This window comes from Nitrospirota bacterium (genome assembly GCA_026387665.1).
In the GTDB taxonomy this organism is placed as follows: Bacteria; Nitrospirota; Nitrospiria; order Nitrospirales; family Nitrospiraceae; genus Palsa-1315.
On sequence record JAPLLG010000007.1, the window covers coordinates 523,654 to 537,444 of the forward strand.

The 13,791-nt window shown below is 58.3% G+C and carries 14 protein-coding genes; 4 read left to right on the forward strand and 10 right to left on the reverse strand.

The annotated features are described in order from the left end of the window. Positions 1–76: 76 nt before the first annotated feature. The 3 genes from NT179_06830 to NT179_06840 all read right to left on the reverse strand — a co-directional run bounded on the left by NT179_06830 (position 77) and on the right by NT179_06840 (position 3,665). On the reverse strand, positions 77–877 hold the full coding sequence (locus tag NT179_06830; GenBank protein ID MCX5721731.1) for an arginine deiminase-related protein: 801 nt from the start codon (positions 875–877) through the stop codon (positions 77–79). Between the two features lie 198 nt (positions 878–1,075). Then, positions 1,076–2,317, reverse strand: coding sequence for a TIGR00300 family protein (locus tag NT179_06835; protein ID MCX5721732.1), 1,242 nt, complete (start codon positions 2,315–2,317; stop codon positions 1,076–1,078). A 322-nt stretch (positions 2,318–2,639) separates the two neighbouring features. After that, positions 2,640–3,665: a tRNA pseudouridine(13) synthase TruD gene (locus NT179_06840; protein ID MCX5721733.1), complete on the reverse strand. Its 1,026-nt coding sequence runs from the start codon at positions 3,663–3,665 to the stop codon at positions 2,640–2,642. Positions 3,666–3,761: 96 nt separating this feature from the next. On the opposite strand from NT179_06840, the gene NT179_06845 reads away from it, so the two are divergent. Together NT179_06845 and NT179_06850 are read left to right on the forward strand one after the other, a co-directional pair. Continuing rightward, entirely contained in the window at positions 3,762–4,436 is a 675-nt protein-coding gene (locus NT179_06845) for a hypothetical protein (protein MCX5721734.1), read from the forward strand. After that, on the forward strand, positions 4,433–5,296 hold the full coding sequence (locus NT179_06850; protein ID MCX5721735.1) for a metallophosphoesterase: 864 nt from the start codon (positions 4,433–4,435) through the stop codon (positions 5,294–5,296). Before NT179_06845 ends, NT179_06850 begins: the two co-directional genes overlap by 4 nt. Here the strand turns inward: NT179_06850 and NT179_06855 are convergent. Together NT179_06855 and NT179_06860 are read right to left on the reverse strand one after the other, a co-directional pair. Further along, positions 5,289–5,918, reverse strand: a complete 630-nt coding sequence (locus NT179_06855) for a HEAT repeat domain-containing protein (GenBank protein MCX5721736.1) — start codon at positions 5,916–5,918, stop codon at positions 5,289–5,291. The genes NT179_06850 and NT179_06855 overlap by 8 nt on opposite strands. Positions 5,919–6,828: 910 nt before the next feature. Beyond that, a complete protein-coding gene (locus tag NT179_06860) occupies positions 6,829–7,056 on the reverse strand; it encodes a hypothetical protein (protein MCX5721737.1) in 228 nt (75 codons plus the stop codon). A 457-nt stretch (positions 7,057–7,513) separates the two neighbouring features. Here NT179_06860 and NT179_06865 point away from each other — a divergent pair, with 457 nt between their 5' ends. Next, positions 7,514–8,266 carry an MBL fold metallo-hydrolase gene (locus tag NT179_06865; protein ID MCX5721738.1) on the forward strand — a complete coding sequence of 251 codons (753 nt, stop codon included), beginning with the start codon at positions 7,514–7,516 and terminating at the stop codon, positions 8,264–8,266. An 89-nt stretch (positions 8,267–8,355) separates the two neighbouring features. On the opposite strand, the gene NT179_06870 is transcribed toward NT179_06865, so the two are convergent. Genes NT179_06870 through NT179_06885 form a run of 4 tightly spaced genes read right to left on the reverse strand, consistent with a single transcriptional unit; the run spans position 8,356 to position 11,698 of the window. Beyond that, positions 8,356–9,216: a transglutaminase-like domain-containing protein gene (locus tag NT179_06870; GenBank protein ID MCX5721739.1), complete on the reverse strand. Its 861-nt coding sequence runs from the start codon at positions 9,214–9,216 to the stop codon at positions 8,356–8,358. Positions 9,217–9,242: 26 nt separating this feature from the next. Further along, a complete protein-coding gene (locus tag NT179_06875) occupies positions 9,243–10,022 on the reverse strand; it encodes an ABC transporter permease (protein MCX5721740.1) in 780 nt (259 codons plus the stop codon). A gap of 9 nt (positions 10,023–10,031) precedes the next feature. Next, positions 10,032–11,009, reverse strand: a complete 978-nt coding sequence (locus NT179_06880; protein ID MCX5721741.1) for an ATP-binding cassette domain-containing protein — start codon at positions 11,007–11,009, stop codon at positions 10,032–10,034. Then, complete coding sequence (locus tag NT179_06885) at positions 11,009–11,698, reverse strand: LON peptidase substrate-binding domain-containing protein (protein MCX5721742.1); 690 nt, start codon at positions 11,696–11,698, stop codon at positions 11,009–11,011. The genes NT179_06880 and NT179_06885 overlap by 1 nt, the downstream gene beginning before the upstream one ends. A gap of 225 nt (positions 11,699–11,923) precedes the next feature. On the opposite strand from NT179_06885, the gene NT179_06890 reads away from it, so the two are divergent. Further along, entirely contained in the window at positions 11,924–13,000 is a 1,077-nt protein-coding gene (locus tag NT179_06890; GenBank protein MCX5721743.1) for a carotenoid 1,2-hydratase, read from the forward strand. Between the two features lie 292 nt (positions 13,001–13,292). Here NT179_06890 and NT179_06895 read toward each other — a convergent pair whose 3' ends face one another. Continuing rightward, complete coding sequence (locus tag NT179_06895; GenBank protein ID MCX5721744.1) at positions 13,293–13,577, reverse strand: HigA family addiction module antitoxin; 285 nt, start codon at positions 13,575–13,577, stop codon at positions 13,293–13,295. Between the last annotated feature and the right edge of the window lie 214 nt (positions 13,578–13,791).

Genomic DNA, 13,791 nt, shown 5'->3' on the forward strand with positions numbered 1-13,791 from the left:
GCGTACCCTTGGGGTACGTTGAGGATGATTGCGAACCGAAAATGCAGCTAGCGGGCATTTTCAGAAGCCGCGGAGATCAATCGAGGGCCAGCGTCAGACACTTCGCCGATCCACCCGACTTCATGAACTCGTCGAGGGGGACGGGATGGAGGCGGTAGCCACGCGCATCGAGGAGCTGCTCAGTATGAGGACAACCTGTCGGCAACGTAACATGTTGCCCGACACAGACGGCATTGCAGGCAAACTTCAGCGCCTCATCTTCTGGAATTGCCAGCCTCCGCTCCGGCGCAATCCGCTCGGCAATCGCCGCTCGCCCATACCGATCGAACGCAGCGGGATAATACAGCAGCTCGCCACCACTTAAAGGGCAGAAACAGGTATCGAGGTGATAGAACCGGCTGTCCACCAGCTCGAGCGGAAGAATCTCTCTGGTGAACCACTCGCTGATGATCGAGAACGCCCGGATATCCGACCTCTGTCTGTAGCCGCCAAACCAGCCATCGGGAAAGCCAAGGAGGTCACCCGCCCCTTCAAAGACCAGCCCCTTCTCCAACGTCAGGACATCGTAACCGTGCGTACGAAACCAATCCTCGAAGTACGCCTCTTCCTTCTGCCGTTCGGCATAACGAAAACGGCTCGGCACCGCTTTGCGACCCATCACGACCCCGGCATTAGCCGTGAAGACCAGATCCGGCAGACCAGGAATCGGCTGCATCCGTTCCAGCCGCGCGCCCACTTCCTGCTCCAGCACCTGCATGAGGTGATGCCACTGGCGAACGGCCTGGCCTGAATCGACGGCGTTCGAACGGCGCATCCAGGGGTTGATCTCGTATTCGATCCCGAAATAGTCCGGCGGACAAACCAACAAGCGACTCATAACCTCTACCTTGCAGACTGTAAAAACTGAGCACATACGCAAACCCGGATGGAATATCCCGTATGATGCTGGGGGGAAAATAATAGCAGGATGCTCAAAATGGCCGTCCAGCAAGGCCGCAGCGAGCGAAGAGGCGAGGCGTACCTTTGAGGTACGTTGAGCCTCTGAGCGAAGCGAGAACGAAGCTGGCGGACTTTTTCAGCATCCTGCAAGCTCACGCGCCAGTTCGCGTAAGAACGACGCGGCGTCCATGACCAGCCCCACAGCCTGAAAACTCCCTCGATCCGCGAGTTTCGTCGGGACGGCCGGATTCACATCAACACAGACCGATGGGACCGTGGCAGGCAACAGATTGCCCGTCGCCACCGCGTGCAGCGTCGAAGCAACGAGCAAAGCCAGTCCAATACCAGGAATTGCGGCGCGCATGGCGGCTTGAGCTTCGACCGAATCCGTAATCACGCCGGGCAACGGACCGTCATCGCGAATCGTGCCGGCCATAACGACCTGGGCCCCACGCCTGACGCAGGCAGCCATAATGCCTGTCTTGACGACTCCCGACCTCACCGCTGCCTCGATGCTGCCGATGGCCCTGATCCGATTAATGGTTCGCAGGTGGTGTTCATGCCCATGCGGCACGACACGACCAGCCACATGGCCATAGCCAAGGGACGTGCCATAGAGATCGACTTCCATATCATGAGCGGGCAGGGCATTCCCGCAGAACAAGACTTGGATGAATTCTTCATCGATGAGCCACGTTAGCGCCTCTCGCCCGCCGGCGTGAACAATCGCCGGGCCTCCCGCCAGCAGCACCTTACTGCCGGCTTTCCCCTCCCGGAACCCTGCTCGCAACTGCACCAGACGCTTGGCGATGTCACCGATAATATGCCCGTGGGGACGCTCAGCCGAGACCTGCGATTCCATGAAACTGAACACATCTCGGTCGCGCGGCCGTTGCAGCGGGATCACTCGCACACCCTCACGACCGGTCACAATCAGATCTCCACGCTTCACCTCTCCCATCGGAACAGTCCGCGCAGTCAGACGAGCCCGATCCACGCGAATACCCAGGTCCATCTCGATCCCCTCCACCTCCACCCACTGGTCGCGCACTCGCACCTGGGTGGATAAATGGGTGGTCGCGTAGAACTCGTCAGGAAAGATGCCGTCCGCCGGTGCTTCAGTCAGCCGGCAATCCCGTTCACTCTCGACCGACGCGCCGTGGGGTTGAATGGCATGGAGAATCTCACTGAGCAGCTTTGCGGACGAGGCCCACACGATGATTCGCGCGCGCGACGGCTCCTCGCGGGTCTTGCCGATCTGTACGTCCTGAAGGTCGAAGGTCCCGCCCAACATCAGGATCGTATCCAGGACCTTCGCCAGGATCAGCGAATCGATGATGTGCCCCTGCAGCACGACGGTTTCTTGGTTTTGCATCATTCAACACCACTCAGGGCTAAAGGCAAGAGGCTAAAGACTAGAGGCACGCAGTTCGTCGCCGAAATCCAATGCCCCGTGCCACGTAATGATAACACCTATGAATGACAACTTCGATGTTCTTGAGCGCCATCTTACCTCGTACCGCGCGCCGAAAACTTACAGAGCACTACATCACGTCCTCAAGGTGTAGCAAGTCCCGCAGGCTGCTGAAAATGCCCGATAGCAAGGCCGTAGGCGAGCAAGCACCGGAGGCGTACCCTTGGGGTACGTTGAGGATGATTGCGAACCGAGAACGAAGCTAGCGGGCATTTTCAGCAGCCAATCACTCGGTCTTCATGAGTTCACGGAGTATATTCGTTGCATAGGCGCCAGGGGGAAGCGAAAAAGAAAGCGTGAGCACAGTACCGTCCAAGCTCCAGTCCAAATCGGCCAGGGACGTTCGGAGCGAACGCCGCTCACCGCGAAACCCGCAGGCCTTCGCCGCTTCCGTAAGACTCTCAGGTGTGGCCCCGCTCTCAGCGACCACGGCTCGTTCGATCTCGCCCTGTTCTCCTCCGGCCCACGACACCCGCGATCCGAACAAAATACCGGTAGGACTGATCTCGAACTGATCGGCCCGATGTTGTTCAATCGTGGCATCCTCCACCAGAAAACAGGCGCCATTTTCCATCTTCATGGCCCAGTCTCCCACTAGGATGCGATCGATCCGATCCAGCCGCCTGGCCAGCATGGCATTGAAGAAGTGCGACTGATAGGCATTGAGGTACCACATGCGCTTGGACCGGCTCAGCTTGTTGCGACGGACTGGGTCCACCAGTAATTCGGCTCCCGTCTGGTAGTTCAACCCGCTCCGTCCCTGCCGTTGCGGACCGAAATAGTTCGGCACACCCCGTCGCACCAAGAGGTTCAAGGCCTGGGGCACCGTCTCGCGGGCATGCAGGGCGACATCCCTGATCACCAATCGAAAATGATTGCCCGCATGATGTCCCGTCCGCAACCGATTGCGATGCAGGCCCAGCACCTCCACCGATAGGAGTTGTTCATCCACTTTCAATCGATCCAACCGGTCAGGCGTGATCCCCAGCAGCGAGATCATCTGCGTGGTCACGGCCCTCGCGTCTTTGAGGCCGGCCACACCAATCGCTTGCGCTTTCACCCCCAAAGTCGAAGAGAGTCGCAGGACGAGATCCGGCGTCGACAGGAGACGTTTTCTGATCTTGAGGTAGAGATGCTCCCCCTCGCCGCAAGGAAGATAGAGCGGTCGTTCCTCGACCTGAAAGTCTTCCGGAAGCGTCCGCATCTGTCCGCCGATGCCCGGCAGTTCTGCGGTCAAAAATGGCATGGTCATGGTGTCACAAGCCCCTTCTTCATTCGCGCGCGATCCCCCTTACCCCTCGATCAACCCCGATGAGGAGTGAGGAGACTCGCATGGTATACTGTCCCTATGTCTGTTCGCCCAGCCTCCAACATCACAACCAGTCCAGCAAATCATCCTCGACTGATCCAACGGATTGCCGCTCGGCCGCTGACGGCAGGGCTCATCGTCACCCTTCTACTGCTAGCGCTCTTCCCATGCGACTCGTCGAGCAAAGAGAACCGGATCTTTGAACGGTTTACCCGCCACATCGGCCAGCAGATCCATAAAGACAAACAGGCCTTTGCGCAAGCGAGCAGCTGCATGGCCTGGTTTTATCACAAAGCGAAAACACCACCGCCCCCCACTGCACAGGGAATCAGCTGGCAAGCCGCATCCCAGACAGAAGTGGATTGTCCCCGCGCCTATCCAGGCGGGATGGACGAAGCGCGAGACGATTTTTCCAAGACCCAATCGTTGCTCTCCGTCAGTCTGACCTTCTACGAATTCGCCCTGGTCGCAGACAGGAATGACGATGCGATCTATAGTCACACGGAACTTCAAGATCTCTTCCGGACCCTCGCCCTCCCTTACGATGAGAGGGACCTGGCCCAGACACAGGTTGCATCACTTATGGAGCGCTTCAACAGCTGGTACCGCAGCCGCAATATGGATGCCTTGATGCAGGGCATGAGCGACCTCTATGAACGGGGCTATCGCGTCACCCCCTCCGATCGCGCCGAACTAAATAGGGTGATGGGATGAGACCCCGCCAACGGCCCTGGGCCGATCGTGTCCGTGCCTTCATCGGACATTCTCTGAGTAAGCCCCTCTATCGGCTCTTTAGTCTCGTGCCCCACTGGGGAATCGGACTGTCCGGGCATGACGTTTCCCGGCTCACCTATGTACATAGCCCCTTAGCCGGCAAGCGGGCCGTCCATCTGACCGATCTACATCTCGACCACTATCAGCCGCGCCACGATCTCATCGTCGCAGCCGTCGGCGAACTCCGCCCCGACTGGATCTTCATCACCGGCGACCTGCTCAACGTGCCGGAGGGACTGCCCCATATGTTTCGCTTTCTCGCCGGCCTGCGCGAGGTCGCGCCAGTCTTCATCACCCTGGGCAACCATGACCACTACAGCGGCGTGCCGATCGATCACTACGCCGAACTCGCCGACCGCCACAAGATCACCCTCTTGATCAATCAGGCCACCTTTATTCAAACAGACGATGGTGAGATCGCCATCGTCGGCGTCGACGATCCCTCGCTGCATCGGGCCGACTTGAGCTGTCTGCCCCCGCGCGCTGAAAACCGCTTCACCCTCTTACTGGCCCATGCGCCGAACATCCTCGATCAGTTGGAAAACCACCATGCCGTCGATCTGATCCTTTGCGGCCATAGCCACGGAGGCCAATGCCGTATCCCCGGCGTGCCAACGGTCTGGCTCCCGCCAGGCTGCGGCGGACGGATCGATGGACATCACGGAGAGCCGGGCCGCCGGCTCTATGTCAATCGCGGGCTCGGCTGGTCGTTTCTTCCCTTGCGGTGGAACTGCGCACCGGAGATCGCCTGCATCGAATGGGTCCACGAAGAACAGCCGGACCGACCCCTGACTACTTGATCCGCTCCAGCGCCTCCCGCGATCGGCTCCTGACCGTTTGATCCCAATCATCTTTCATGACCACCGTCAGCTTTTCCTTCGCCTCACTAGCACGCAGCCGCCCCAACCCTAAAGCCGCACTAGAACGCACATAGGCATGGTCGTCCTCCAGCGCCTTTAACAACATGGGGACGACGGTCTTATCGTTCAAGACGCCCAGATGGCTGGCGGCCATCCCGCGAATCCGGTGCTGCTTGTCATCTAGCGCCCGCTGCAAGGTCGTGGCAAAAAGATCGCGCAATGCGGGGATCACAGGCTCCAACCCTTTGGCTTGGTACTCATTCACTTCGATCAGCGCAAAGGCGATCTCCAGTTTCTTGTCCCGCCCCTTCGCCTGTTCGAACAAGGCTAAGAGCGTCGCCCGATCGCGCCGTTTCGCCAGACGGCGCTTGATCGCCTGAGCCAGCATCCACAGGCCGGCCACAACCACCAACCCGGCAAATGCCATGGGAATGGCTTGATCGATCACATATTCCTGGGTCTCCAGCGGTAGACGCTTCCAGACCCAGACGCAGGTGATGATCAATCCGATGAGGACCACGAGGGCGGTCGGATTGGTCCGTCCTGATTCGTTTCGTCGCATAGGATCTGCATCATAGGGAGGCAACCGTTGCCCCGTCAACGGAGGAGCGGCAGGAGCTCGGCGCTCCGGTCTCTCTCGTTCTTCTCGTCGTTTCTCAGGTCTCACCGACCAGACCGACCATCCTCGTCCTCACGTTTTACGTCTGACGCGTCACGCGCCCCCTTCCCCCCCTCTCTCCTACCTGAAAAAACTTGAAGAGAAAATTTTACTCGCCGCTCAAACTCTGATATACCAATCACACACTGTTCAACATTTTTACACCGAAGGGGGGTGGAGTTCAGATGGCAACGAAGAAAGCAGCAAAGAAGCCCGCGAAGAAAGCGGCGAAGAAGAAGAAGTAGTGCGATTGAGGGGGCGGCGGCCACGTCGCCTCCTCACTTCTCTCCTCCTCGATATCTCTCAGATCCGATCCGCATCTCACGCATAGCTGACCACTCGAAAGATTTTTCCGCAGAGCGTCCCCTACGCTCAACTATCCGACAGAACATTCGTCACAGAAGAGTGACTTCGTCCAAGACCGGACCTTCCTCGGTATGAGAGGAGCTCGTGTGCCTGGATCAAACCGGTTCTGCCGTCGACGCGAATACTTAGAACTCTGTGCCGATGAAAAGTCTGACGAAGCAGGAAGAGATGTGAGGCAGGCGACGGTCACGAACAAAAGAAGACCGCAGGCAAAAAAATGGGGAGGTGATGGCCACATCACCTCCCCGTCTTTCTTGCACCAGGGGAGAGCCCATGGCGACCAAGAAAGCAGCCCGCAAATCATATCATGAACATTCCCCCGAAAGAAGAATGAATATTTGAATACAATCAATGTCTTACAATATAGGCCTCCCGAGAGACCTGGCCGAGGAGAGGAGTCGCCAAGGCCCCTCGCAACGAAGATTATGGGCTGGAACTGGCAGCGCCGTCATCGGCAAACTGTGAGCCAGACATAGGGAATCAGGTAATAGCCTGCCACGGACAGTACAATGCCAAGCGCCGCCCCGAGCAACCCGGTCACATAGAGCCCGGCGAACGGGAAGAGAAGCACGATCAGGATCATCAGAATCGCAAGGAACCGATGGCCCTCGTAGAAAATCTGGCGCTGGTCACTGGTAAGCGACTCGGCAAAAGACAATTTAGGGCGAAGCGGCATAGGACACAGTATAGTCCAGACAAGGAGCGGAATGGAGGCTGTTGATCTCCTGTGCTCGCGCAACGCGCGGCCTCAGAAGGCCCTCGTTGGACGCGCGCAATAGGAAATCAACAGCCCCCATTCCTGAGAGAGAAAGAAAGAGACATAAGAGACCGAAAATGCCAGAGCGACAAGTTCGTTCTCCTTCCGCCGCAAGGGCGGCCTGGTCGATCCTCGATTGCGCGCGTCGAACGATATTCTTCCGTTTCTCTACACTTTATCCTAAGGGGAGCAGCCGGACCGTCCTTTACTGCGCGCATCGGACGAGCACAGCTTTATCGTGCGCGTTCTGCGAGCAAAAAGGATGGTCCGGCTGCTCCCCTCCCACCCCTTGACGCATATTCCTATGCAGCCTATTCTCCCGCATGGCCTACGTCCGCAATCAATTCGTGCGACTGGCCTCATGCAACGGAATTCTATGCGTCTAACGATTCTCGGATCCGGCACGAACATCCACCAGACCCGCGCCGCCTCCGGCTATTTTCTGCGCACCGACCAGCCACTCCTGCTCGACTTCGGGCCCCGCACCTTGATGAATCTGCTGAAGGCCGGCGTGGATCGCCACAGCATTACCCATATCCTCTTTTCCCATTACCATGCCGACCACTTCGCCGACTTCATCCCATTTTTCTTCGATGCGGTCTTCTATTCGAATCACATCGGGACCAGACCGGACCTGACCCTGATCGGGCCACGCGGCACCAAGGAGCTGTTTCGCACGTTGATACAGACCCTGCCGGGATTCAACAAGGCCCGGTTCGCGGTGCGTTACAAAGAGGTATCGGACCGGCCCTTCATGATCGGCCGCACCAAGATTTGCCCCAGGACGGTCGTCCACAGTCCCCGCCTGCACTCTGTCGGTTATCGAATTGAATATGGCAACAAGGCCCTGGCCTATTCGGGAGACGCGCAATATTGCGAAAACCTCGTCCGCCTCTGCGGCGACGCCAACCTGGCCCTGCTCGATTGCTCGTTCCCCGCCAATAAGCCTGGGCTCGGACATCTCCACGCGGGGGAATGTGGATTAGTGGCGAAAGAAGCGGGCGTCACGCGCCTCGTCCTCTCGCATTTCCATCCGATTGCTGACCGATACAATGTAAGGGAACAAGCGGGAGAAGCGTTCGGGGGGAAGATCGTGGCAGGGAAGGACTTGATGACGATCAAGCTCTAAAGAACCGTGAAACGTGAGAAGTGAAACGCTGGATTGCTGAGTCCTGTCCCTCAAAAACATTTTACGTCTGACGTTTCACATCTAACGTATTAGAGTCCACCCTCTTTCTCGCCGCCACCCAGGATCTCGATGAATTTCGTCAGGCGGGCTTTCTTGAGGGGCTCATCGAGCTTGGTATAGATGGCCAGGAGGTTCTTGATCATGCGGGAGAGAATGGCGCGCACGGGACTGTGCTGCAGATACTTCTCGTCGAATCCATAGCCGGCTTCCGTGAGAAACCGCTGGCAGTTCTTCTCGGTCAGCAAGGCTCCGCCGTTGAAACAATCGACGAAGACCTTGTACCGGTCCGATTCGTACTTCACCAAAAAATGACCCGGCATCCCGATCCCATGCACCGGAAGCCCCATCCGCTTCCCGATGAGGAGGTACAGAGTCGAGAGGCTGATGGGAATGCCAGTCCGGCGGTCGATCACGCAGTTGAGGTAGCTATTCTCCAACTCGTAGTAGTTCTTCGTGTTGCCCTTGAAGCCCTGCTCCGTAAAGAGGTACCGATTCAACGTCTTGATCGTTTCCTCGCCTGATGCCCGCGAACCGAGCCGGTCCTGTACTTCCTGCGCCATCTCATCCAGCTGTCTGGCATAGGAGGAAACCGTGAGGGCGGGATAGGCGTAGCGGGCGACCAGAAAGGCGCCCTGTTCGAGATCCATCGACCCATCCGGCAAGGCCGCCAGCTGCGTCAGTTCATCCTCGAGATTGCCGCCGCGGATTTCCTCCAGCACTGACAGCAGACGATCGGCCATTTCCGGCTGTTCGATTTCCGCTTCTTGCAGGAGGGGTACGGCAGAGGGACCGATGTCGATGAGTTTACCGCTGATGGTCCGGACGATCCGCTCGTCTTCATCGGACAGCAGCCGGATCAAGGCCCGAATTTGGCTCTCGTTGACCAGCATGGTGGGACTCCCGAACAGCCCGCCCATTAGCCCATCGCCCGACGGAACGCTTTGGCGCTCCCATAGAGACAGATGGCGTCGAAAATTATCATGACGACCACGACCATCGCGACGTGAGGCAGGGCCTCAGTCCAGCCGGAGAGGATCAGCGGCCGCACCGCATCGATCGCCCAGGTCATCGGATTGAACCGCGCTAAAAATCCCATCCAGGCCGGCATCCCCGCCAAGGGCACCAGGGCCGAGCTCAAGAAAATCATCGGCAGCGACAGGAAGCCCAGAACCGAAAAGAAGTCGCCGTGGCTTTTCACAGAAAAGGCCATGGCCATAGAAATCGCCGTGAGCCCGACGCCGAAGAGCATCCCGATCAGCAAGATCGCCGCAACGCCCAGGAGCCCCGTCGCAGGCTGGACGCCGAACAGGAAGGCCACCCCGAGGATCACAAGCACTTGGAGCGAGGTAATCGTCATCACGAAGATAAAACGGCTCAGGATCACCGAGCTCCGGTGGATCGGCGTGGTCATCAACCGTTCCAGGAACCCGTTCTCTTTATCGAATAACAGATCGACGCCGCCGGCGAGCCCGTTGTTCAGCACCGTCATGACGACCACGCCAGCCGTCAGAAAGTTGATGTAGTTCGGGGCCTGCGTCACTTGCACATCCGCGGCCTTCTGAAACAAATTGCCGAAGAAGATCAGCCAAAACAGCATCGGCTGCACGAGCGTAAACAGCATGCTGAATTTCTCGCGGCTGAGCCGCCGGACCCACCGCATCGTCAACGCATGAATTTCTTGCCAATACTGGGCCACCGTATCTCCTTATGATCCTGTCTGAATGTCTTGAACCGATTCGGTCATGGACCGCCCCGTATGGGCGATGAACACGTCGTCCAGCCGCGGCCGGTGGTATTCGATAAACTCTAGGCGACAATCCAGTCGATTGGCGGACTCGAGGATCGCGGACAGGGCCTTCTCCGGCGAATCGACCCGGATATCCAGGCCGGCCGGCGTGGCCTTGACCGCGCGCATCGCGGGTTGTCCCGTTAACGCAGACACCAACACAGGGATCTTGCTCTGGTCCTTCAAGGTCAACGACACGATATCGCCGCCCAGTCCGACCTTCAGCTCGGTCGGCGAGCCGAGCGTCTTGATCTTCCCGCCATCAATGATAGCCAGGCGATCACAGAGCTGGTCCGCTTCGTCCAAATAGTTCGTCGTCATCACGATCGTCATACCGCGCCCCTTCAACATCCGCACATAGTCCCAAATGCGGAGGCGGCTCTGCACATCCAGGCCCAGGGTCGGCTCGTCGAGGAACAGGATCTTAGGATTCGGCAAGAGGCCACAGGCAATGTCGAGCTTCCGCTTCATGCCCCCGGAATAGGTTTTCGCCGGACGATCGGCCGCCTCTTCCAATTCCACGAGCTTCAGCAGCTCGGCGATGCGCTTCGCGGCTTCCGCCTTCGACAAATGGTAGAGCGCGCCGAGGAGTTCGAGATGCTCCCGCCCGGTAAGGAAGCGATCGATGGCCCGTTCCTGCGGCACATAGCCGATCAGTTGCCGGACGACGTCCGCGTCGCGCACCGTATCGTGGCCTAAAATGCTGGCGGATCCGGACGTCGGCGTCAGCAACGTGATGAGCGTCCGGAGCGTGGTGCTTTTCCCCGCTCCGTTCGGTCCGAGGAGGCCGAAGATCTCGCCTTCATAGACCTGAAACGACAAATCGGCAACGGCGACATGGCCGCCATCATAGGTTTTGGTAAGCCGGGAAACCTCAATAGCAATTGCGCGATCCATCAGCCCCAGCCCTTCGCACCGGACTGGTCCTGCATCATGAACTCGATAAGGTCGCTAAGACGGCGGGCTTGTTGATGGAGACTGTCTGCCTCCAACAGAAACTGCTTTTCCAAGGGCGTACACTCCAAGTAGGTGGACAAGGTGTTGACGAAAATCTCGTCGCTGACTTCTTTGTGAAAAAACTCCTGCCAGGTCGGCATATCGTCGTGGGACCGGAGATAGGACTCCAGGAGAGTACAGAGGCGTTGGCGGACCGCCGGATCGAGCACCGTCGCTGCGCCTCGTGGCCTAACGGCAATCGTCGCCTCGCGATAGGGCTTGTCGTGCCACTCGCTCTCGATCTCAAACCGTTCCAGCCCTTGCAGGAGGATGTTGGATCGACCGTCGGCCAGCGGTTGCACGCTCACCAATCGACCGACGCAGCCCATCGGGAACACGGGCGGATGACCATAGTAGTCCGTTTCCCATCCCTCTTTGAGCAGGGCCATACCGATACATTGTCCGCTGCTCGCTGCCTCTGAGACCATGGCGCGGTAACGGGGCTCGAAGATATGCAGGGGGAGATAGGTCTTGGGGAAGAGCACGACGTTCGGAAGCGGGAACACCGGAATCCGTGCAGGAATGGAAAACGGCGGCACAATGTCGCCCTGGTCACGTCCCTGCGGCTCTCGCTCGTGATCGGTCTGCATCACTCACGATAGCTGATGGTTGACAAAATTGTCAACGGCGAGCGCGGGGTATATTCTACCCGGTGAATTGCCGGAAACCCTCATCAATACAGGAGATTTGTGCCACCTGTCGAAGCATGTTATAAGCGCGATCGACGATTCCATCACCTCACGGAGCCTCCGTCACCCATGCACGAATTGCGGCGTCACCTTCGACCTATTCTGCTCCTGGCAAGCAGTCTGCTCATGGTCCTGCCGGGGCTCGCGAACGATACCGCGGAGGAATTCACCATCGCCACGGGAGGCTATCGCTATTCCTTCCCGCGCGATCACGGCGCGCATGAGGCCTTTCGCACTGAATGGTGGTACTACACTGGCCAACTCACAGCGAAAAACGGCCGGTCGTTCGGTTATCAACTCACCTTCTTCCGCCGGGGCATGATGCACGAGCACGTGAAGACCCTCCCGTCGCAGTGGGCCGTCACCCAACTGTACCTGGCCCATTTTGCCGTGAGCGATCTCAGTAAGGGCCGTTTTCACTATGCGGAGAAAATCAGCCGGGCCGGCTTGGGCAAGGCCGGTGCGGATCATGATCGGCTCCATGTCTGGGTCGATCGCTGGGGCGCCGAATCGTCAGCTACCATGCCAAGCACCCAGACCCTCCGGGCTGCGAATGAGGACCTGGCGCTCCAGCTCACGGTTTCGCAAGAAAAACCACTTGTCGTGCATGGCTCCGATGGGATCAGCCGCAAAGGCTCGGCTGCGGGCCAAGCCTCCCATTACTATTCCTTCACCAGACTGGCCACGACCGGTCAGCTCACGATCGGCACCGAATCGTTCGACGTGACCGGCACGAGCTGGATGGACCATGAGTTCGGCTCCGCCGATCTCGACAAGAGTCTGGCCGGATGGGACTGGTTCAGCCTGCAACTCGACGACCAAATAGAACTGATGCTCTATCGACTCCGCCGGGCCGATGGATCGGCCGATCCTGTCTCAAGCGGGACCCTCATCGACCGAGAGGGACGCGGGCACCATCTGTCGATCGGAGATTTCACTCTCGAACCGTTGAGTTATTGGACCAGTCCAACGAGCAAGGCCCGCTATCCGCAGCGTTGGCGCCTGACTATTCCCTCGCAGCAACTCTCGCTGGAACTCGCTCCCCTCATGGCAGGGCAGGAGCTCTCCACCACGCGCAGCACGCAAGTGACCTATTGGGAGGGTGCCATCGAGACCACCGGCACCTCACAGGGAAAGCCGATCAAGGGCCAGGGGTACATGGAGCTGACGGGCTACGCGGAACGATTCGCGAAGAAGCTGTAGCCGGCTGCGAAAAACTCGGTGAAAGAGAAGAATATGGCTGAAATGCTTCATATGGCATAGAGACCTCAATAGTCTCAGGAGGCTCAAAAAGGCCGTCTAGCAAGGCCGCAGCGAGCAAATAGGCGAGGCGTACCCTTGTGGTACGTTGAGCCTCTTTGTGAAGCGAGAACGCCGCTGGCGGTCTTTTTCAGCATCCTGTTAGCCGGATGATGAAGAAATGGGCTGACGCATCAGGGGAGAGCAATTGCCTACATGAGGTTCTCGACTACCGCGAGAGCGGAAATGATCGCTGCTACACCGCAAGCTTGGTGACACGAAGCTCTTTGCGGCGCTGCTCCGCGTGCCACAAGTCATACTGGCTTTGCTGATTGAGCCAGCTTTCGGACGACGTGCCGAACGCCATCGACAGGCGAACCGCCATCTCGGGACTAATCCCTGCCCGGCCGTTCAAGATGGCAGAGAGGGTTTTCCGGCTGATTCCCAATCCTTGGGCAGCCTGAGTAACACTCAAGCTGAGCGGCTCTAAACACAAGTGTTTGATGATGGTCCCTGGGTGAGGGGGATTGTGCATGCGCATAGAGCGACCTCGCCAGTGATAATCCTCGTAATCGACAACCTCTGCGTCCTTGCCGACAAACCGAAATGTGATCCGCCAATTCCCACTGACCGACAGTTCAGAGGAACGGGGTCTGATTGATCTCCTGTGCTCGCGCGACGCGCACGCAAGACTTATTGTACTTTGACACTATGGTCGGTGCTCGTCGCATGCGCGCAGTGGGAGATCAATCAGA

Coding starts and splice junctions, on each gene's coding strand:
- NT179_06870 (MCX5721739.1), bottom strand. CDS start 9,216: ATGCTGGTCAACGAGAGCCAAATTCGGGCCTTGATCCGGCTGCTGTCC.
- NT179_06840 (MCX5721733.1), bottom strand. CDS start 3,665: ATGACCATGCCATTTTTGACCGCAGAACTGCCGGGCATCGGCGGACAG.
- NT179_06880 (MCX5721741.1), bottom strand. CDS start 11,009: ATGGATCGCGCAATTGCTATTGAGGTTTCCCGGCTTACCAAAACCTAT.
- NT179_06860 (MCX5721737.1), bottom strand. CDS start 7,056: ATGCCGCTTCGCCCTAAATTGTCTTTTGCCGAGTCGCTTACCAGTGAC.
- NT179_06865 (MCX5721738.1), top strand. CDS start 7,514: ATGCGTCTAACGATTCTCGGATCCGGCACGAACATCCACCAGACCCGC.
- NT179_06890 (MCX5721743.1), top strand. CDS start 11,924: ATGGTCCTGCCGGGGCTCGCGAACGATACCGCGGAGGAATTCACCATC.
- NT179_06850 (MCX5721735.1), top strand. CDS start 4,433: ATGAGACCCCGCCAACGGCCCTGGGCCGATCGTGTCCGTGCCTTCATC.
- NT179_06895 (MCX5721744.1), bottom strand. CDS start 13,577: ATGCGCATGCACAATCCCCCTCACCCAGGGACCATCATCAAACACTTG.
- NT179_06830 (MCX5721731.1), bottom strand. CDS start 877: ATGAGTCGCTTGTTGGTTTGTCCGCCGGACTATTTCGGGATCGAATAC.
- NT179_06885 (MCX5721742.1), bottom strand. CDS start 11,698: ATGCAGACCGATCACGAGCGAGAGCCGCAGGGACGTGACCAGGGCGAC.
- NT179_06845 (MCX5721734.1), top strand. CDS start 3,762: ATGTCTGTTCGCCCAGCCTCCAACATCACAACCAGTCCAGCAAATCAT.
- NT179_06835 (MCX5721732.1), bottom strand. CDS start 2,317: ATGATGCAAAACCAAGAAACCGTCGTGCTGCAGGGGCACATCATCGAT.
- NT179_06855 (MCX5721736.1), bottom strand. CDS start 5,918: ATGCGACGAAACGAATCAGGACGGACCAATCCGACCGCCCTCGTGGTC.